This is a genomic window from Pseudolysinimonas sp., assembly GCF_049651805.1.
GTDB lineage: Bacteria > Actinomycetota > Actinomycetes > Actinomycetales > Microbacteriaceae > Pseudolysinimonas_A.
The window spans coordinates 20,229-34,718 of the sequence record NZ_JBASCU010000003.1; the positions used below are offsets into that span (position 1 = coordinate 20,229).

16 protein-coding genes, 1 tRNA gene and 1 other RNA gene are annotated in these 14,490 nt (G+C 68.3%); 12 read left to right on the forward strand and 6 right to left on the reverse strand.

What is annotated here, in order from left to right:
- Positions 1-40 precede the first annotated feature (40 nt).
- The gene (locus WBL06_RS00180) at positions 41-220 is read left to right on the forward strand and encodes a hypothetical protein (protein ID WP_424453954.1); all 180 of its coding nucleotides are present in this window, start codon (positions 41-43) and stop codon (positions 218-220) included.
- On the opposite strand, the gene WBL06_RS00185 is transcribed toward WBL06_RS00180, so the two are convergent.
- From WBL06_RS00185 to ffs, 3 genes are all read right to left on the reverse strand, one after another.
- The gene (locus tag WBL06_RS00185) at positions 210-830 is read right to left on the reverse strand and encodes a hypothetical protein (RefSeq protein ID WP_424453955.1); all 621 of its coding nucleotides are present in this window, start codon (positions 828-830) and stop codon (positions 210-212) included. The genes WBL06_RS00180 and WBL06_RS00185 overlap by 11 nt on opposite strands.
- A gap of 82 nt (positions 831-912) precedes the next feature.
- Positions 913-997: transfer RNA gene (locus WBL06_RS00190), tRNA-Ser, on the reverse strand.
- 1 nt (position 998) lies between these two features.
- Positions 999-1,095, reverse strand: an RNA gene (gene ffs, locus WBL06_RS00195) — signal recognition particle sRNA small type.
- Between the two features lie 52 nt (positions 1,096-1,147).
- On the opposite strand from ffs, the gene WBL06_RS00200 reads away from it, so the two are divergent.
- The 3 genes from WBL06_RS00200 to WBL06_RS00210 are packed head-to-tail and all read left to right on the forward strand — an operon-like array spanning position 1,148 to position 4,499.
- Positions 1,148-3,106 (forward strand): DNA polymerase III subunit gamma and tau, encoded by a 1,959-nt coding sequence (locus tag WBL06_RS00200; protein ID WP_424453956.1) that lies wholly within the window; start codon positions 1,148-1,150, stop codon positions 3,104-3,106.
- Positions 3,107-3,112: 6 nt separating this feature from the next.
- The gene (gene recR, locus WBL06_RS00205; RefSeq protein WP_424453957.1) at positions 3,113-3,712 is read left to right on the forward strand and encodes a recombination mediator RecR; all 600 of its coding nucleotides are present in this window, start codon (positions 3,113-3,115) and stop codon (positions 3,710-3,712) included.
- Between the two features lie 22 nt (positions 3,713-3,734).
- Positions 3,735-4,499, forward strand: coding sequence for an HAD-IIB family hydrolase (locus WBL06_RS00210; RefSeq protein WP_424453958.1), 765 nt, complete (start codon positions 3,735-3,737; stop codon positions 4,497-4,499).
- A 29-nt stretch (positions 4,500-4,528) separates the two neighbouring features.
- On the opposite strand, the gene WBL06_RS00215 is transcribed toward WBL06_RS00210, so the two are convergent.
- Entirely contained in the window at positions 4,529-4,732 is a 204-nt protein-coding gene (locus WBL06_RS00215; RefSeq protein ID WP_424453959.1) for a hypothetical protein, read from the reverse strand.
- A 140-nt stretch (positions 4,733-4,872) separates the two neighbouring features.
- Positions 4,873-5,871: a hypothetical protein gene (locus tag WBL06_RS00220; RefSeq protein WP_424453960.1), complete on the reverse strand. Its 999-nt coding sequence runs from the start codon at positions 5,869-5,871 to the stop codon at positions 4,873-4,875.
- A 119-nt stretch (positions 5,872-5,990) separates the two neighbouring features.
- On the opposite strand from WBL06_RS00220, the gene WBL06_RS00225 reads away from it, so the two are divergent.
- The 8 genes from WBL06_RS00225 (at position 5,991) to WBL06_RS00260 (ending at position 13,772) form a co-directional block, all read left to right on the forward strand.
- Positions 5,991-7,286, forward strand: coding sequence for an aspartate kinase (locus WBL06_RS00225; protein WP_424453961.1), 1,296 nt, complete (start codon positions 5,991-5,993; stop codon positions 7,284-7,286).
- A 118-nt stretch (positions 7,287-7,404) separates the two neighbouring features.
- Positions 7,405-7,992, forward strand: a complete 588-nt coding sequence (locus WBL06_RS00230; RefSeq protein WP_424453962.1) for a hypothetical protein — start codon at positions 7,405-7,407, stop codon at positions 7,990-7,992.
- A 38-nt stretch (positions 7,993-8,030) separates the two neighbouring features.
- Positions 8,031-9,098: an aspartate-semialdehyde dehydrogenase gene (locus WBL06_RS00235; RefSeq protein WP_424453963.1), complete on the forward strand. Its 1,068-nt coding sequence runs from the start codon at positions 8,031-8,033 to the stop codon at positions 9,096-9,098.
- Positions 9,098-9,787, forward strand: coding sequence for an SGNH/GDSL hydrolase family protein (locus WBL06_RS00240; protein ID WP_424453964.1), 690 nt, complete (start codon positions 9,098-9,100; stop codon positions 9,785-9,787). Before WBL06_RS00235 ends, WBL06_RS00240 begins: the two co-directional genes overlap by 1 nt.
- Positions 9,788-9,825: 38 nt before the next feature.
- Positions 9,826-11,301 (forward strand): malate dehydrogenase (quinone), encoded by a 1,476-nt coding sequence (gene mqo / locus WBL06_RS00245; protein WP_424453965.1) that lies wholly within the window; start codon positions 9,826-9,828, stop codon positions 11,299-11,301.
- A 38-nt stretch (positions 11,302-11,339) separates the two neighbouring features.
- A complete protein-coding gene (locus WBL06_RS00250) occupies positions 11,340-12,353 on the forward strand; it encodes an Rv2578c family radical SAM protein (protein WP_424453966.1) in 1,014 nt (337 codons plus the stop codon).
- A gap of 42 nt (positions 12,354-12,395) precedes the next feature.
- Entirely contained in the window at positions 12,396-13,103 is a 708-nt protein-coding gene (locus WBL06_RS00255; RefSeq protein WP_424453967.1) for a DNA-binding response regulator, read from the forward strand.
- A 3-nt stretch (positions 13,104-13,106) separates the two neighbouring features.
- Positions 13,107-13,772, forward strand: coding sequence for a thymidine kinase (locus WBL06_RS00260; protein WP_424453968.1), 666 nt, complete (start codon positions 13,107-13,109; stop codon positions 13,770-13,772).
- 157 nt (positions 13,773-13,929) lie between these two features.
- On the opposite strand, the gene WBL06_RS00265 is transcribed toward WBL06_RS00260, so the two are convergent.
- Positions 13,930-14,268: a histone-like nucleoid-structuring protein Lsr2 gene (locus WBL06_RS00265; RefSeq protein WP_424453969.1), complete on the reverse strand. Its 339-nt coding sequence runs from the start codon at positions 14,266-14,268 to the stop codon at positions 13,930-13,932.
- Between the last annotated feature and the right edge of the window lie 222 nt (positions 14,269-14,490).

Genomic DNA, 14,490 nt, shown 5'->3' on the forward strand with positions numbered 1-14,490 from the left:
TCGGGGCCTTCAGGACTGGCTGACGGATGCCGAGGCGACGATGACCTGGCGGCTCGACACTCTGCCCGAGGGGGTGCGCGATCTGACCCTCGTTCCCTCGGCGCTGGGCCGCGACAATCTCTTGATCGGCGCCGCGGAGCTCGTGCTCCAACGCCTGCTCGACGACCCGACGATCGTGCTGCCCACCGAAGCCGAAACCCGGCAGCTCGTCACGCCATGATCGGCATGCCGAGCAGAACCATCACGCCGACGCCGATTCCGATGCAGGTGACGATGACGAGGGCGAGTAGCCCGGCCATCAGCCACGGCCGGTTCTCGAACCAGTACGCGCTACCCGGGTAGGCGGCGAAGAACTCGGGGAACGACATCGGCTCGGTGACGATCCGCGCCGGAACGGGCAAGGCATCCATGACCTTCGTGAGGTCGTCGGCGTGCCAGAACGTGCCGCGGAGGCGGAAGAGCCGTCGGCCCTCGGCGTCGCGTACGAGCAGTTGCGGCACGGTCTCCGGTGACTGGCCGACGTACACCGGAACCACATCGACCGAGGCGATCGTGTCGAGCGGCACCCGAACCATCGGGCTGAAGATGCCGCGCCCGCGAAGCTCGCCGTCGGCGACGACCGTGTCGACGGTGAGTTGCCGCGCCAGCAGAGCCAGGGATACGCCCACGACGATCGCTTGCATGAGAGCGATCCACAGCGCCTGCCCGCGCGGGATCGCGAACCAGTACAGCACCGCTGAAACCGGGACGAGCACCACGACGATCGAGACCAATGCCGAGACCAGGAGCGAGCGACGAGGCACGATGCGCACGACCGTCTGCTCCGTCACGAACATGCTCTCCCCTGTCGAGACCCGCCGCGGAAAGCGGGTGGTGTACGAGTGCGATGGTGCAGGCGGTGCGATGTTTCAGCGGAGGATGGGGGATTCGAACCCCCGAGGGCTTTCACCCAACACGCTTTCCAAGCGTGCGCCATAGGCCACTAGGCGAATCCTCCTGATGAGGACCCTCCGCGCACCCGTCAGAGCCCGGTTACCCTTGCTACGTTTCCGTCCTGGGGGAATTGGCCTGGATGGCGCCACGCGGAGAGCCGTCTGCCAGTGTAGAGCCTCAACCCGGTGCCAGGGGCGACGACTACTCTCGTGATGTGGTCACCGCCCTCTATCGCCGCTATCGGCCAGAGACCTTCGCCGAGCTGATCGGCCAGGCGCAGGTGACCGATCCGCTGCGCACGGCGCTGCGCACCGACCGGGTCAACCACGCCTACCTCTTCTCGGGCCCCCGCGGCTGCGGCAAGACGACGAGCGCCCGCATCCTGGCGCGCTGCCTCAACTGTGCCGAGGGCCCGACCGACACCCCGTGCGGCACCTGCGCCTCGTGCGTCGAGTTGGCCCGCGACGGCGGCGGTTCTCTCGACGTGGTCGAGATCGACGCAGCGTCGCACAACGGTGTGGATGACGCCCGCGACCTGCGCGAGCGGGCCGCATTCGCCCCGGCCCGCGACCGCTACAAGATCTTCATCCTCGACGAGGCGCATATGGTGACGCCGCAGGGGTTCAACGCGCTGCTCAAACTGGTCGAGGAACCCCCGGAGCACATCAAGTTCATTTTCGCCACGACCGAGCCCGAGAAGGTCATCGGCACGATCCGCAGCCGCACCCACCACTACCCGTTCCGGCTCGTGCCGCCCGCCCAGATGCTCGACTACGTGCAGAAGATGTGCGCTGATGAAAAGGTCGAGGTCGAGGGCGGGGTTCTGCCGCTCGTGGTGCGCGCCGGAGGCGGTTCGGTGCGTGACACCCTGTCGCTGCTCGACCAGCTGATCGCCGGGTCGGAGGGGGGCACCATCCACTACGAACGGGCGGTCGCGCTGCTCGGTTACACCCACGGCGCACTGCTCGACGAGGTCGTTGACGCCATCGCGGCCCGCGATGCGGCCGCCGTCTTCGGCGCGGTCGACCGGGTGATCCAGACTGGACAAGACCCGCGTCGGTTCGTCGAAGACCTGCTGGAGCGCCTGCGCGACCTCATCGTCGTCGCGGCGACGCGTGACGGTGCGTCGGCCGTCTTGCGGGGGGTGCCGCAAGACGAGATCGATCGGATGTCGGGGCAGTCGGCCGCGTTCGGTGCGGCCGAACTCTCCCGCGCCGCCGACGTCGTCAACACAGCTCTCACCGAGATGACAGGCGCCACGTCGCCGCGGCTGCATCTGGAACTCATGGTCGCCCGGCTGCTGGTGCCGGCGGCCGACGAGACCGAGCGCGGTGCTCTCGCGCGCGTCGAGCGGCTGGAACGCCGGATGGGCATCGACGAGCATCCGTCGATGCACGTCGCGCCCGACCGCCCGGTGGTCGAACCCGTCGACATCCGCACCGCACGTAAGGCGAAAGACGAGTCGGCACTGGCGGAACCCGCTTCGGGGCAACCGACTCGGCCGGCGAAACAACCGCCGGTGCAACCGCCCGCGCCGGTGACGCTTCAACAGATCAAGGACGCCTGGCCGGAGATCCTCGAGATCGTCAAGGGCTCAAAGCGCAACGCCTGGATGGCGCTGGCGGCATCCACCCCTCGCGGCTATACCGGCGATGTGCTGACGGTCGCCTTCGCGACCGAAGCCGACGTCGCATCCTTCAAGCAGCCGCAGGGCCCGGGCGAGAGCGTGAGCGAGCATCTGCGTGGCGCCATCCATGAGGTGCTCGGCGTGCGCGTGAAGTTCCTCGCCCGGCACGAGGCCGCCCCGGCAGAGCCGCAGCGGCCCGCCGCGCCGCCCGCGGACGAGAACCCGCTGCCACCCGCTCCGGAGTGGAACGTCGTGCAGATCCCGTCGAGCGAAGCGGAGGCGCCCGCACCCGCTCCCGAGGCACCCGCTCCCGAGGCACCCGCTCCCGAGGCGTCCGCTCCCGCGGTGTCAGCGCCCGCAGTGTCGGTGCCCGCGGCCCCGAAAGCGACGGTCGCTGAGAAACGCGCGCCCCAGCCGCACACCGCCGACGGCAAGGCCCGTTACGGCGAGGCGGTGGTGCGCGAGATCCTCGGCGCCAGCTTCATCGAGGAACAGACCCTGCACCCCGTCGACCCGCCCGCGCCGCTCGACTCGCTCGACGACTAGGCCGCCGTGTACGAGGGCATCGTTCAGGAGCTGATCGACGAGTTGGGACGGCTTCCCGGCATCGGGCCGAAGTCGGCGCAGCGCATCGCGTTCCACATCCTGCAGACCGAGTCGTTCGACACGAAGCGGCTCGCGCAGATCCTCATGGACGTTCGTGACAAGGTGCGCTTCTGCTCGATCTGCGGCAACGTCGCCGAGCAAGACACCTGCTCGATCTGCCGCGACCCGAGGCGCAGCCCCGCCACGATCTGCGTCGTCGAGGAGGCGAAGGATGTCGTCGCGATCGAACGCACCCGGGAGTTCCGCGGGCTCTACCACGTACTCGGCGGGGCGATCAGCCCGATCGACGGAATCGGTCCTGACGACCTGCGCATCACCCAGCTGGTGCAACGGCTCGCCGACTCGACGGTGACCGAGGTGATCATCGCGACCGACCCGAACCTCGAGGGTGAGGCGACCGCCACCTATCTCACCCGACTGTTGGTGCAGCCGGGGCTGCGGGTGACGCGGCTGGCATCGGGCCTCCCCGTCGGGGGCGACCTCGAGTACGCCGATGAGGTGACTCTCGGTCGTGCGTTCGAGGGCAGACGTACGGTCGAGGGCTGATCCCCTGGCAAGCTGGTCTCTCGTGAGTGCCTCCACGGTCCGTCTCGTCGCGTTCGACCTCGACGACACCCTCGCCCCGTCGAAATCGCCGGTCGATCCTCGCATGGCCGAGTTGCTGGTGCAGCTGCTCGGCGCCGTCGAGGTCTGCGTGATCTCGGGCGGGCAGTTCGGGCAGTTCGAGAGCCAGCTCATCGACAACCTGCCGCTCGATCACCCCGACGCGCTCGCGAATATGCACCTCATGCCCACCTGCGGTACGCAGTACTACCTGTTCCGCGACGGCTCGTGGGTTCAGCAGTATGCCGAGAACCTCACCGACGCCCAGAAGCAGGAGGCGCTTGCGGCGGTCGAATCCGAGGCGAAGCGGCTCGGATTCTGGGAGAGCGAGACCTGGGGCCCGATCCTCGAGGACCGCGGCTCGCAGATCACCTTCTCGGCCCTGGGGCAGGCCGCTCCGGTGGACGCGAAGAAGGCCTGGGACCCGACGGGGGCGAAGAAGAACACCCTCCGGGCCGCCGTGCAGCAGCACCTGCCCGACCTCGAGGTGCGATCGGGTGGTTCGACGAGCGTCGACATCACCCGTCGCGGCATCGACAAGGCGTATGGGATGGCACGCCTCGCCGAACTCACCGGTATCCCGTTCGAGCAGATGCTCTTCGTCGGCGACCGTCTCGACCCCGACGGCAACGACTTCCCGGTGGTCGCCCTCGGCATCCCGACCCGTGCGGTCGAGGGTTGGGAAGAGACGGCCGAGGTGGTCGAAGAGTTCCTGGCCTCCCGCGGATGACGCGGCGGCCGGGCCGCGTCGGCTGAGGCTCAGCTCGGGCCGCGGTCGGCCCCGTTGCCGCTGAAGTTCTCGTCGTCGTCGGGCGGGAACGACTCGGGCCCCATCCCGCCTCCGGTGGAGGTCTGCAGGTTCTCGGCGTCGAACTCGGTCTCGTCACCGAGGAGGTCGGCTCCTGGTTGCTCGCCCTGGCCCCCGCCGTCGCCGAATTCGTCGAAGTCTCGGGGGTCGCTCATGCGAGATGCCCCGTCCTCCTTCACCTCGCCCTTGTTCTGGGTGATCGTTTCTCGTGCCCCTAGTCCAGCCCGCCGGGGAGCACAGCGCACAGGGGTTGCCGATAGAGAGCGGCTGAGCTAGATGCACCCCTCGGCTCTTGTCAGCCGAATGGAGCGGGCATCTCGACGCGCACGAGCACGGCATCGTTCTCGCCGCCGATCGAGACGACGAACGTCTCGGGGTCGAGCCACGCGATGCCTCGCGGGGAGCAGAGGAACGGCAGCGTCGTCTGGTTCGGGCTCCACCCCACGACGACGAGATCTTCTGTGCATGTCGCGTGCAGGTTCAAGACGGCGCGGGCTTCCGCCGAGCCTCCCGTGACGTGCGAGGCGACGGCGGACGACGGCCGCCCGCCTCCCGACCAGACGGGGGTTCCGTCGGAGCTGACCGCGACCTGCGGCACGTGACTCTCGATCGGCGTGCGGTCGCGCACGGTTCCGTCGGCCTCCACGACGATCCGTTCCGCCTGCGTCGCGAGGTAGAAGGCACCGTCGGGGCCGATGTCGATCGCCACCGAAGACTGGATCGGGTGCACGGCACCGGGCCAGGGCAGCGCTGGCGTGGCGTCGCTCGCGCCGCCGGTGCCGTCGAGGGGCACGCGGCGCACCGTGAACGTGCCCTCCCCGGTCGTGAACGCGATGACGTAGACGTTGCCGCCATAGACGGCCAGATCGCCCAGCAGGATCTGGTCGCGATAGAGCAGCTCCCACGAGCCGTCGACCGTGTCGAACAGGTGGATCGCTCCGCTCGCGCCGTCGGTGGGGGCCGAGACGAGCAGTAACTCGGGCGTGAGTGCGGTGAACCCGTGTACCGGACGTGGCTCGTCACCGTCGAGATTGAACCGTCGCACCGGGGAACCGTCGGCATCGAGATGAAGCCACGAGCCGGAGGATTCACCCCACAGGCCGCCCGCGGTGTCGGAGACCAGGCGCATCGGGTACGTCGTGTCGTTCAGTTGTTGCGGCTCGTTCGTTCCGTCCATCCGGTTGTCGTACGAGATCGGGGTGAGTCGCCACGCGTCCGCTGGAACGCTGGTGCAGCCGACCAGCCCGACGACCGCCACGAGCGCGACCCCTCTCGCCCACCGCATCCCGACCACCGCGTCATGATACGACGAGAGCTCGAGGATCCCTCGGCCGCCTGCGGGTACTCGTGGCGCCGCTAAGCTCTTGCGTCAGGGCCGCCTGCCCGCTATCCCACCCCTCCAGGAGCACCACCGTGAGCCTCATCGTGCAGAAGTACGGGGGATCGAGCGTCGCCGACGCCGAGAGCATCAAGCGGGTCGCGAAGCGCATCGTGCAGACCCGCCGCGCCGGCAATGACGTCGTTGTCGCCGTGTCGGCGATGGGCGACACGACCGACGACCTGATCGACCTCGCGCACCAGGTCACGCCGCAGCCGGATCCGCGCGAAATGGACATGCTGCTCACGACGGGCGAGCGCATCTCGATGGCGCTGTTGGCGATGGCGATCAAGAGCATGGGTCTCGACGCGCGGTCGTACACCGGCAGCCAGGCGGGCATGATCACCGACGACCGGCACGGTTCGGCGCGCATCGTGGATGTCACCCCCGGCCGGGTGCGCGAGGCACTTGACGAGGGCGCGATCGCGATCGTCGCCGGCTTCCAGGGGTTCAACCGCGACAGCAAAGACATCACGACGCTCGGCCGGGGCGGCTCCGACACGACGGCCGTCGCGCTCGCCGCCGCGCTCGGCGCCGACGTGTGCGAGATCTACACCGACGTCGACGGGGTGTTCAGCGCCGACCCGCGCATCGTGCCGAAGGCGCACAAGATCGACAAGGTCACGAGCGAAGAGATGCTCGAGCTCGCGGCCGCCGGCGCGAAGGTGCTCTACATCCGGGCCGTCGAGTACGCCCGGCGGCACGGTGTGACCCTGCATGTACGGTCGAGCTTCAACAACAACGAAGGCACGTGGGTGCTGCCGACCGAGCAGCACGATGTCAAGCAACGCGACGCGAAAGAAGGGGAGTCGGTGGAAGAGCCGATCATCACCGGGGTAGCCGGCGACCTCAACGAGGCCAAGGTCACCGTCGTCGGAGTCCCCGACGTTCCCGGCAAGGCCGCCGACATCTTCACGATCGTCGCCAAGACGGGCGCGAACATCGACATGATCGTGCAGAACGTCTCGGCCGCGGCGACGGGTCTCACCGACATCTCGTTCACCCTGCCGAAGTCCGATGGCGAGAAGGTGGTCACGGCCCTCAACGCCGAGCAGGAGGCGACGGGCTTCGAGTCGATCCAGTACGACGACCAGATCGGCAAGCTGGCGGTCGTCGGGGCGGGCATGCGCACGTCGGCGGGCGTTTCGGCGCAGTTGTTCCGCGCGCTCTCGGATGCCGGCATCAACATCGAGATGATCTCGACCAGCGAGATCCGCATCTCGGTGGTCACCCGCGCCGACACGCTCCAGCAGGCGATGCGCATCGTGCACGAGGCGTTCGGCCTCGACGCCGACGACGTTGCGGTCGTGCACGGAGGCACCGGCCGCTGAGCGGCGACGTCCCCCGGACTAGGGGGTCAATTCTCGTGAGAGAACTCTCACCTTTGCTGCGAGCGCATCACGCACGTGGTTAGGGTTGCGACACATTCATCCGAATCGGGGGGTTCACATGATGAAGGGTTCCATCGCCGTCGCACTCGCGACCGGCACGCTTGTCGTCGTCGCCTACGGGGGGTTCGCGATGGCGGTCGAAGCGGAGAACCCAGGGGATGCGGTTGCGGCCATCACTGCGACCGCGGAACCGGAGGCGGCGTCGGGTGAGGAAGCGTCGGGGGACGCGCCCTCACCCGACGCACCCGCCGACGAGAACGGACTGGTCTGCGTGCTGGTGCCCACGGAACCCGTCGAGGGTGAGTCGCTGGAGGGTGAGACGTCGACCATCGAGCAGCTGCTCGCCGTCAACACGATCGAGTGCAGCGGAACCGGCAACGAGCGCAGCTCCGAAGTCGCTCTCGTGCCGCGCTACCTCGCCCACTCCGACGAGTTCACGGGCGCCGAGAAGGGCGCCGCGATCTCCGCGTGGGCGAAGACGCACGCCAACAAGAAGTCCGGCGACGACCAGGTTTCTGAAGAGGGCGACGTGCCGACCGGCGACACGGAGGACGAGACGGAGAGTGGCGCTCCGAGCTCACCCGGAAAGTCCGGCGACGCACCCGGTCACTCCGGATCGCGGCCTGGCAACGGCGGGGGCCGCTGACCGACACACGGTCGCCGGCGCGGCTAAGCTCTCGCCCTATGAGTACCACGGGCATCCGCATCGGCGTCGTCGGCGCCACCGGTCAGGTCGGCGCCGTCGTGCGTCGTCTTCTCGACGAGCGGAACTTCCCGATCGCCGAGATCCGGTTCTTCGCGTCGGCGCGCAGCGCGGGCACGACCCTGCCGTTCCGCGGCGAAGAGATCACGATCGAGGATGCGTCGACGGCCGACCCGTCGGGTCTCGATGTCGCGATCTTCTCCGCCGGGGCGACGATGTCGAAGGTGCAGGCCCCGAGGTTCGCCGCAGCCGGCGTGCTCGTGATCGACAACTCCAGCGCCTGGCGCATGGACCCCGAGGTTCCGCTCATCGTCAGCGAGGTGAACCCGCACGCCCTCGACGAGGTGAAGAAGGGCATCGTCGCCAACCCGAACTGCACGACGATGGCCGCGATGCCGGTGCTGAAGGTGCTGGATGCCGAGGCGGGCCTCGAACGCCTGATCGTGAGCACCTACCAGGCGGTCTCCGGCGCCGGGCTCGCGGGCGGCGAGGAGTTGCTCGAGCAGGCGGCCGCCGCGGTGTCGCAGGATGCCATCGGCCTCGTGCAGGACGGCGCTGCCGTGACGATGCCCGCCGCGGTGAAGTTCCCCAAGAACATCGCGTTCAACGTCGTGCCGCTCGCCGGGTCGATCGTCGACGACGGCCTCGGTGAGACCGACGAAGAGAAGAAGCTGCGCAACGAGAGCCGCAAGATCCTCGAGCTCCCCGATCTGCGGGTGTCGGGAACCTGCGTGCGTGTTCCCGTGTTCACCGGCCACTCCCTGTCGATCAACGCCGAGTTCGCCCGCCCGCTCAGTCCCGAGCGCGCGACCGAGCTGCTCGCCGCGGCGCCGGGCGTGCAGTTGATGGATGTGCCGACCCCCCTCGACGCCGCCGGTGCCGACCCGAGCCTCGTAGGGCGCATCCGTACCGACCAGAGTGCACCGGGCGGCCGCGGGCTGACGTTCTTCATCTCGAACGACAACCTCCGCAAGGGCGCGGCGCTCAACGCCGTGCAGATCGCCGAACTCGTCGCCGCACGTCTCCCGGCGGTCGTCCCCGCGAGCTGATGCCCCGGCGCTGGGCGCGCGGGCTCGCCGCCCTGGCCACGATGCTGCTGCTGGCGACGGCGTGCAGCGCGCAGGCGGTCGCGACGGAAAAGCAGGTGCGGGAGACTTCGGATCCGGTTCCGGCGGGATCTGTCGCGGCCTTTTACGGGGACTCGCTGACGATGGGGCTCGGTGCGACCTCGCCCGAGCAGCGCTGGGCGAGTTTGCTGAGCGCCCGGCGCGGCTGGACGGAGGTCAACCCGAGCATCCCCGGGCTCGGGTTTGTGCAGGCGCGCGGCGGCCTCGACCTTCCGGCACAGATCGTGGAGGCGCGCCCCGATGTTGTGTTCGTCACGCTGGGGATCAACGACTTGTGGCTTGTCGAGAGCGACGGCGCCTCGGTCGAGACCGCCATCGCGAGCGACCTCGAGCGTCTGAGGGCGGGCGTGCCCGACGCTCGCATCCTGGTCTTCGCCCTCTTCTCTCCACTCGCCGCCGAGCCGCCACAGGCGACGGTTATGAACGGCTGGCTTCGGGCGAGCGCCGCCCAGGTGGGCGCCACGTTCGTGACGAAGTCGTCGCACTGGCTCGTGGATCGTCGCGAGTGGACGGTGGACGGCATCCATTTCAACGATGCGGGAAACGCGGCGATCGCCGACCTGATGGATGCCGAGCTGCGTCGGCTGTTCGGACCGTCACCGGCCCCGTGACGACCGGGGGTACCGGCTCGCCCCGATAGACTCGTCGGGTGACTGAACCCCTCGACGTCGCCCTCATCGGCGGCGGGGTCATGAGCGCCACCCTCGGAACCCTGCTTTCTCAACTCGAACCCAGCTGGAAGATCGCGATCTTCGAACGTCTCGGCGGCGTCGCACGCGAGTCCTCCGACCCGTGGAACAACGCCGGCACCGGCCATGCCGCGCTCTGCGAACTCAACTACACGCCCGAACTGCCCGACGGGTCGATCGACATCACCAACGCGGTGAAGGTCAACGAGCAGTTCCAGGTGTCGCGGCAATTCTGGTCGTACCTGGTCGGCGAGGGACTGCTGCCGGAGCCGGCGAGCTTCATCAACCCGGTGCCGCACATGAGCTTCGTCTGGGGCGCCGACAACGTCGCCTTCTTGAAGAAGCGGTACGAAGCGCTCAAAGACCACCCGCTGTTCGCGGGTCTGGAGTATTCAGAAGACGCCGCTGTCATCCGGTCTTGGGCGCCGCTGCTCATTCCCGGCCGTCGCAAAGATCAGCCGATCGCCGCCACCCGCATCCTGTCGGGCACCGACGTCGACTTCGGCTCACTCACCCACACCCTCGTCGACGGTCTCGTCGCGAACGGTGCCACTCTGCATCTCAACCACCGTGTCACCGGCCTGCGCCGGTCCCGCAAGAACGGGCTGTGGAAGCTCCAGGTGAAGCACGATGTCGGGTCGACCCCGCGGGAGTTCGCCGCACGTTTCGTGTTCGTCGGCGCCGGCGGAAACGCGCTCAACCTCCTTCAGCGTTCCGGCATCCGCGAGATCCGCGGCTACGGCGGGTTTCCGATCAGCGGCCAGTTCCTGCACGCCGACGACCCGGATCTGGTGCGCAGGCACTCGGCGAAGGTCTACGGCAAGGCGTCGGTCGGCGCCCCGCCCATGTCGGTGCCGCACCTCGATACCCGCGTCATCGACGGGCAGGCGAGCCTGCTCTTCGGCCCCTACGCCGGGTTTTCGACGAAGTACCTCAAGACCGGGTCGTACCTCGACCTGTTCGCCGCGTTGCGCTGGCACAATCTGGGCACGTTCATCGGCGCCGGCCTGAAGAACCTCTCACTCGTCTGGTATCTCGTCACCGAAGTGCTCGCCACCCGCGCCAAGAAGGTTCGCGCGTTGCAGCAATTCGCACCCACCGCAGAAGGTGCGGACTGGCGGCTGATCACGGCGGGTCAGCGCGTGCAGATCATGAAGCGCGACGCCGACGGCAAGTCGGTCATCCAGTTCGGCACCGAAGTAGTCGCCGGGGGCGAGGGCACGATCGCCGGCCTGCTCGGCGCCTCGCCGGGGGCGTCGACCGCTGTGCCGATCATGCTCGACGTCATCGCCAAGTGCTTCCCCGACAAGATGGCTGCCTGGCGCCCGCAGCTCGAACAGATGATCCCGTCATACGGGTCGACTCTCTCCAGCGACGAGGCGACGGCGAAGTCGACGCTGGCGCGCACTGCGAAAGCTCTCGGCATCCCGGCCTGAACCTTGCAACGGGCTCGAACGTATGTTCGAATGTGGGGATGCGATGGAACGGGCAGAGACTCAGCGCTGAAGCGACGGCCGCGCTGCCCGGTCTCGGCACCCTGCGCGGCCTCGTCAGGTCGGTGCAGACCCCCGAATTCGCCGGGATCACCTTTCACGAGGTGCTCGCCAAGTCGGCCCTCAACCAGGTTCCCGGCGCGAGCGCGTTGCCATTCGCCTGGACCATCAACCCGTACCGCGGATGTTCGCACGCGTGTGTCATGTGCTTCGCGCGCCAGACGCACACCTACCTCGACTTCGACGCCGGGCGCGACTTCGATTCCGAGATCGTGGTGAAGGTCAACGTCGCCGACGTGCTCGCCAAAGAACTCGCCCGCCCGTCGTGGCAGCGGCATCCGGTCGCCCTCGGCACCAACACCGACCCCTATCAACGCGCCGAAGGCCGTTACCGGCTGATGCCCGGCATCATCGCGGCGCTCGCCGACTCGGGAACGCCCTTCAGCATCCTCACCAAAGGCACGCTCCTACGCCGCGACATCCCGTTGTTGCAACAGGCGGCCAAGCGGGTTGCGGTCGAGGTCGCGATGACGATCGACATCTTCGACGCCGACCTGCGCGAATCGATCGAGCCGGGCGCCCCGACCACCGAAGCACGCCTCGCGACGGTGCGGGCGGTTCGGGATGCCGGCCTGCCGTGCTCGGTGTTCGTCATGCCGGTGTTCCCCTACCTCACCGACTCCGTCGAGCACCTCGACCGTGCGTTCGGGGCGATCGCCGAGTCGGGAGCGCAGTCGGTCGCCTACTCCGCGCTGCACCTCAAGCCGGGCGCTCGGGAGTGGTTCTTCGCGTGGCTCGAGCGGGAGCGCCCCGAGCTGCTGACGCGGTACCGACGCCTCTACCCCGGCGGCCAGGTGTACGCGCCACCGGGCTACCGAAAATGGCTCGCGGCGCGGGTGCGGCCGTTAGTGCGGCGCCACGGCTTGGAGCGCCCCCCGCGGTCAGCCGGCGCGCTTCCGCCCGCAGCGGGAGGGCTTCAGCCGACACTGTTCTAGCGCACGGCGACGATCCGGGGGGTTCAGACATAAGGTTGTCGCGTGAGCACCATCGAGCATCGGCCCGCCGTGTCGGCGCTACCCGGTGGCGAGCGCAGCGCCGGGCGGGCCACCGCCGCCGTGCGGCTCGCGGTGCTCGACGATCACGAGGTGTTGCTCGACAGCCTGAGCAGTTGGATCGGTGCTCACGCCACCGACTTCGACGTGGTTCTGATGGCCCCAACCTGGCTGCAACTCGTGCACAGCCCAGCGTTTCCGACCGACCTGGTGTTCATCGACTTCCAGCTCAAGGAACCCGTCTCGATCGAGGCGCGGGTGCGCACCTGCCGCGCCGCGGGTGCGAAGGTCATCGTGCTCTCGAGCGTCGACACCCGCGAAGCCCGGGAACGAGCCCTCGCCGCGGGCGCCGCCGCATTCCTGTCCAAGTCGCTCAACATGGCCGCAGTGATGGATACGGCCCGCCGCGTCATGGGCCTCCCGAGCTCCAACACGGCGCGGGTGTGGCGACCGGCCGCGGTCGGCACCGCCGACCAGCCGCGCCCTAAACTCAGCCCCGGCGAGGTCGAAGCCCTGCGCCTGTACGCGACGGGATACAGCACCGCGGAAGTCGCGGCTCAGATGAACGTGCAGTATGAGACCGCGAAGACCTACCTGCGCCGCGTGCGCGAAAAGTACGCTCGTGTCGACCGCCCAGCGAGCAAGAAGGCCGACCTCATCCGTCGTGCCGCCGAAGACGGGTACCTCGAGTAGCGAATGGCGAAACTGTATTTCCGCTACGGGGCGATGAACTCCGGCAAGAGCACCGCCCTGCTGCAGGCCGCGTACAACTACGAAGAGCGCGGGCAGCAGGTGCTGCTCGCCAAGCCGGCGATCGACTCCAAGGGCGAGGCGGCGATCGTCTCTCGGCTCGGGGTCACGCGGCCGGTCGACTTCACGATCGCGCCCGACGACGACGTGCTCGCCGCGTTCATGGAGCGCCGCGAGCAGGTGATCCGCGAGACCGGCAAGGATGTCGCCTGTCTGCTGCTCGACGAGGTGCAGTTCCTCGGCGAACAGCAGATCGACGACCTGCTGCGCATCGCGATCGACGAAGACGTGCCGGTGCTCGCGTACGGCATCCGCACCGACTTCCAGACCGTCGCTTTCCCCGGAAGCCGGCGGCTGCTCGAGATCGCCCACTCGCTCGAAGAACTCAAGACGATCTGCCGCTGCGGCCGCAAAGCGATCTTCAACGCCCGCAGCGTCGACGGAGAATTCATCTTCGACGGCGATCAGGTCGCGATCGATGGGGTAGATGTCACCTACGAGTCGCTGTGCGGCGCCTGCTACCTGGAAGAGTCGGGGGGCGTGCTCAACCGCGGCTGGCGCCCCAAGTACGACTTCTCCTACCGCTCAGCCCCCGACGCCGACTTCTCGTAACCACCTCTGTGGTCGAGTAGCCGCTCGACCTCGGTGGTCGAGTATCGCCCGGAGGGCGTGTGTCGCTCGGTGGTCGAGTAGCGCCCGGAGGGCGCATGTCGCTCGGTGGTCGAGTAGCGCCCGGAGGGCGCATGTCGAGACCACACCGTCAGACCTGTCAGTGCGCGCGCTCGTACGCTTCGCGCACCTCGGCCGAAATGCGCCCACGGTCGCCGACCGAATGGCCGTGACCCTGCGCCCACGAACGGATGGCGGCGAGCTCGCCACTCGCGTTGCGGCTCGAGCGACGCGGCGCCGAACCGCTGCGCGAGCCGGCGACGGAGCGGCCGGCGGAGATGAACGGCGCGAGAGCGGCGCGAAGGCGTTGGGCGTTCGCCGACGAAAGGTCGATCTCGTACTGCCGACCCTCGAGGCCGAAGCGGATGGTGGTGCCGTTGCCGTCGTCGAGCACCGTGCCGTCGAGATCGTCGACGAGTTGCGTAATTTGCTTCTTCAATTTGTCCCCATTATCTGTGTGGTTCCAGATCCGGGTATTAGTTTACGACCGGAACCGCGGTGATAAGAGGAATTTTCCCCAGTGCCGCACTAAACGGGCTCTTCATCATGAAGCGGGGGCGGCTCGGGTTCGCCAGGGCTTGTGGCCGCCGGCGGCGAGCAGGATGCGGAGCCGGTAGTTGTCGAAGTTGCGGAACCCGTGGGCGAGCCGTCGGGTCTTCTC

What these genes read in the sequence shown, in the direction of transcription:
- WBL06_RS00240 (WP_424453964.1), top strand. Translation starts at nt 9,098, where the DNA reads ATGCCCCGGCGCTGGGCGCGCGGGCTCGCCGCCCTGGCCACGATGCTG.
- WBL06_RS00250 (WP_424453966.1), top strand. Translation starts at nt 11,340, where the DNA reads ATGCGATGGAACGGGCAGAGACTCAGCGCTGAAGCGACGGCCGCGCTG.
- WBL06_RS00230 (WP_424453962.1), top strand. Translation starts at nt 7,405, where the DNA reads ATGATGAAGGGTTCCATCGCCGTCGCACTCGCGACCGGCACGCTTGTC.
- WBL06_RS00260 (WP_424453968.1), top strand. Translation starts at nt 13,107, where the DNA reads ATGGCGAAACTGTATTTCCGCTACGGGGCGATGAACTCCGGCAAGAGC.
- WBL06_RS00235 (WP_424453963.1), top strand. Translation starts at nt 8,031, where the DNA reads ATGAGTACCACGGGCATCCGCATCGGCGTCGTCGGCGCCACCGGTCAG.
- WBL06_RS00180 (WP_424453954.1), top strand. Translation starts at nt 41, where the DNA reads ATGACCTGGCGGCTCGACACTCTGCCCGAGGGGGTGCGCGATCTGACC.
- WBL06_RS00215 (WP_424453959.1), bottom strand. Translation starts at nt 4,732, where the DNA reads ATGAGCGACCCCCGAGACTTCGACGAATTCGGCGACGGCGGGGGCCAG.